The organism is Oribacterium sp. P6A1, from assembly GCF_000702885.1.
In the GTDB taxonomy this organism is placed as follows: Bacteria; Bacillota; Clostridia; order Lachnospirales; family Lachnospiraceae; genus Oribacterium.
The window spans coordinates 1-3,183 of the sequence record NZ_JNKO01000070.1; the positions used below are offsets into that span (position 1 = coordinate 1).

Genomic DNA, 3,183 nt, shown 5'->3' on the forward strand with positions numbered 1-3,183 from the left:
AGAGCACCGGACTTTTAATCCGATGGTCGGGGGTTCGAGGTCTCCGCTCCGCTTCGGTCGTCGCAAAGCCGACGTCCACCGGACGTCGTGCGACCTGCGGGGCATAATGTATTGAGAGAAAGGAAATGACAATGGACGTATTAGAGATTAAAGGAAAAGTAAATACAGCAATCTGCTACGCCAGAGTTGTCGAGGATGAAGCAATCGAGCAGATCAGACGTATGTGTGATTATACAATGACTGAGGGTTCCAAGATTCGAATCATGCCGGATGTTCATGCAGGTAAGGGATGTACCATAGGAACCACAATGACAATAACTGATAAGGCAATTCCTAACATGGTTGGCGTCGATATCGGATGCGGAATGTATACAGTAAATCTTGGAAAAGGCGATATTGATTTTGAAAAAATAGATGAAGCTACACATTTCATTCCGTCAGGTATGAATGTATGGGAAGGTCGCCAGGAGAGATTTGATCTTTCTGGGCTTGCATGCTATAGGGAACTTAAGGATACAAAACGATTGGAAAGATCTCTTGGAACTCTGGGAGGAGGAAATCATTTTATAGAGATTGATGAATCTGCGGACAGAACTAAATATCTGGTTATACATTCCGGTTCCAGAAATCTTGGAAAACAGGTGGCAGAGCATTATCAGAAACTTGCAATCAATCTGAACCGAGGTTACGGAGAGTACTTGGAGAAACGTGATGAAATCATCAGAACCTACAAGGAGCAGGGACGTAAGAATGAAATACAAGAGGCGTTAAAACAGCTCCATTGGCAGGTTTATGAGAGTGAAGCCAGTATGCCGGAGGATCTTTGCTATCTGGAGGGAAAATACCTGGAGGATTACATTCAAGATGTAGAAATCTGTCAGGCATTCGCTAAACGAAGCCGGGAAAAGATGGCAGAGATTTTACTTGAAAGAACCGGTATGACGGCAGGTGAGAGCTTCCACACCATTCATAATTATATTGATACAGATGAAATGATTTTACGAAAGGGCGCTATAGCTGCCCATGAAGGTGAAAAAGTACTGATCCCAATTAATATGAGGGATGGAAGTGTACTTGCAGTTGGTAAAGGGAATCCGGAGTGGAACTATTCAGCTCCACACGGTGCCGGACGAATTATGTCCAGAACAAAGGCAAAAAACAGCCTCAGCCTGGACGAGTACAGAGAAACAATGAAGGGTGTATACACCACTTCAATCAATGAGAATACATTAGACGAAGCACCGATGGCATATAAGAGTCTTGAAGACATCATTGATGTAATTAGAGAATCAGTAGATGTCATTGAAGTGCTAAAACCGATTTACAATTTTAAGGCATCCGACTAACGAACTACCTGTTCCGGTCGGAGTGCCGGAACAGGAGGACATAATGATTACTTTACCTGCCATCGATATGGTGGCAACAGGACAAAATATATCAATGTTGAGACAGAAGGCAGGATTGTCTGTAAAGGACTTGCAGGATTTCTTTGGGTTTACAACTCCTCAGGCGATTTACAAGTGGCAGCATGGTGCGGCGATGCCTACAATTGACAACTTGGTTGCCTTGGCGATGATCTTTGGAGTATCTATGGATGACATAATTATTGTAGAAGCTGATGTAAGAATGCAGATTAGCGCTTAAAGAAAACAAAATAGGGATCGGTAAGACCGGTCCCATCATGCTCGTATAGTTCAAAGGATAGAATAATCGACTACGAATCGATTGATTCAGGTTCGATCTCCGTTCCAATCCGGTCGGCGCAAAGCTACCGTCCACTGGACGGTATGCGCCCTGATATGAGCACTATGGGTAGGTCAAATGACGGAAATTCTGGATGTAAATCCAGCGACTTCGGTCTGCGTCAGTTTGAGTATCAACCTACCCAAGTATGTTTGCGTGTCCGAGTGGCTGATGGTGCCTCCCCGCTAAGGAGGTGTGCGGTGATACTGCACCGGTGGTTCGAATCCACCCGCAAACGTGATCAAAGAGGGTGATGATTTGCAGTTGCCCTCTTATTTTTTTTGAAATCGGGTTTAAAGTTAAAATATTTGTAAAAACTAACGTTCTTGTAAATGCGGTAATGACGAGTATAATAATTGAAGATAAAAGTTTGAAATATGCACCTTTGAGCGTATTTCGTGTAATTGCAACTGGGAATAAACATAAGGAGGAGGCACGAGTATGCTTGGACGGACCCATTTTTTTGTTGGTGCTGCAACAGCACTTATTATATTAAGACCGGAGACGAAGTCTCTTTTAGTTCCTGGAATGGGAGCAGCTGCTATCGGAGGTGTTATCAGTGATATTGATTCAGGAACTTCACAGGCACATCAGGAAGCAGATAAGATAGTAATGTCCAGTGTCCTGGCTCTGGCAGCTGTAGTTCTTGGAGAATATCATTATCACCTTGGAATCTATAACAGACTTATAAACGACAGTAATATATACCGTATACTTTTAGGCTTTTCAGTATTTATCGGGCTATGTATCTTTGGTATGAAGCAGCCGCATAGATCCTTTATGCATTCATTTCTCGCACTTTTTTTATTCACTTCATGTGTTGATGTGATATTTCCAACAGTAGCACCTTACTTTGCGATTGGCTTTGCCTCACATCTTGTGATAGATCTTCTCAACAAACGTGGTGAAAAGTTACTATGGCCTATGAAGAAAAGTTTCAGCTTAAAACTGTGTTCTTCACGTGGAGTAATAAATGAATTGCTGATGACTATGGGAATGATGGTATCAGCAGCATATATCACATCATTAACGTCCCCGTCCGGATATATATGGAACCTGGATGATATAGAAAGACTTTTAGCAAGTTTTTTGTGAGTCAGGGTATGGTATTATGGATGTATTCAGTCAACAAAGGAGTCTTGGATATGTTCAATATTTTTCCAAAGAGAAAACCGGAGATGCCGAAATATAAATATGATCCCGAAAAAGAATTCCCTGTAATTCGTTCTTCAATCTGTACTGGAGAGCAGGTCGCAGGCTTTAAGGATAAAAAAACAGGAGTCTTCCATGAAGTTATCCTCATACAGGGTGAACAGGATATTGAAGCATTCAAAAACGCTTTTGGTCTTAAGGAAATAAAGAAAGAGTATTGAGATTGAGAGCGGTTAAGAAGAGGTGATTGAAAATGTGGGAACCTGACTATGATAAACAGGCAAAGTA

General features: G+C 42.0%; 4 protein-coding genes and 1 tRNA gene. All 5 read left to right on the plus strand.

What is annotated here, in order from left to right:
- Positions 1–131 precede the first annotated feature (131 nt).
- The 5 genes from T515_RS15890 to T515_RS15905 all read left to right on the plus strand — a co-directional run bounded on the left by T515_RS15890 (position 132) and on the right by T515_RS15905 (position 3,116).
- On the plus strand, positions 132–1,346 hold the full coding sequence (locus tag T515_RS15890) for an RNA-splicing ligase RtcB (RefSeq protein ID WP_036613447.1): 1,215 nt from the start codon (positions 132–134) through the stop codon (positions 1,344–1,346).
- 43 nt (positions 1,347–1,389) lie between these two features.
- The gene (locus tag T515_RS15895) at positions 1,390–1,644 is read left to right on the plus strand and encodes a helix-turn-helix domain-containing protein (protein WP_036613450.1); all 255 of its coding nucleotides are present in this window, start codon (positions 1,390–1,392) and stop codon (positions 1,642–1,644) included.
- A gap of 249 nt (positions 1,645–1,893) precedes the next feature.
- Positions 1,894–1,981 (plus strand) — tRNA-Ser (locus T515_RS17515).
- A 203-nt stretch (positions 1,982–2,184) separates the two neighbouring features.
- Complete coding sequence (locus T515_RS15900; protein WP_036613452.1) at positions 2,185–2,838, plus strand: metal-dependent hydrolase; 654 nt, start codon at positions 2,185–2,187, stop codon at positions 2,836–2,838.
- Between the two features lie 50 nt (positions 2,839–2,888).
- Positions 2,889–3,116, plus strand: a complete 228-nt coding sequence (locus T515_RS15905; RefSeq protein ID WP_036613455.1) for a hypothetical protein — start codon at positions 2,889–2,891, stop codon at positions 3,114–3,116.
- The last annotated feature ends 67 nt before the right edge of the window (positions 3,117–3,183 follow it).

Excerpts from the sequence above, each read along its gene's own strand:
- T515_RS15895 (WP_036613450.1), top strand. The coding sequence starts at position 1,390 with ATGATTACTTTACCTGCCATCGATATGGTGGCAACAGGACAAAATATA.
- T515_RS15905 (WP_036613455.1), top strand. The coding sequence starts at position 2,889 with ATGTTCAATATTTTTCCAAAGAGAAAACCGGAGATGCCGAAATATAAA.
- T515_RS15900 (WP_036613452.1), top strand. The coding sequence starts at position 2,185 with ATGCTTGGACGGACCCATTTTTTTGTTGGTGCTGCAACAGCACTTATT.
- T515_RS15890 (WP_036613447.1), top strand. The coding sequence starts at position 132 with ATGGACGTATTAGAGATTAAAGGAAAAGTAAATACAGCAATCTGCTAC.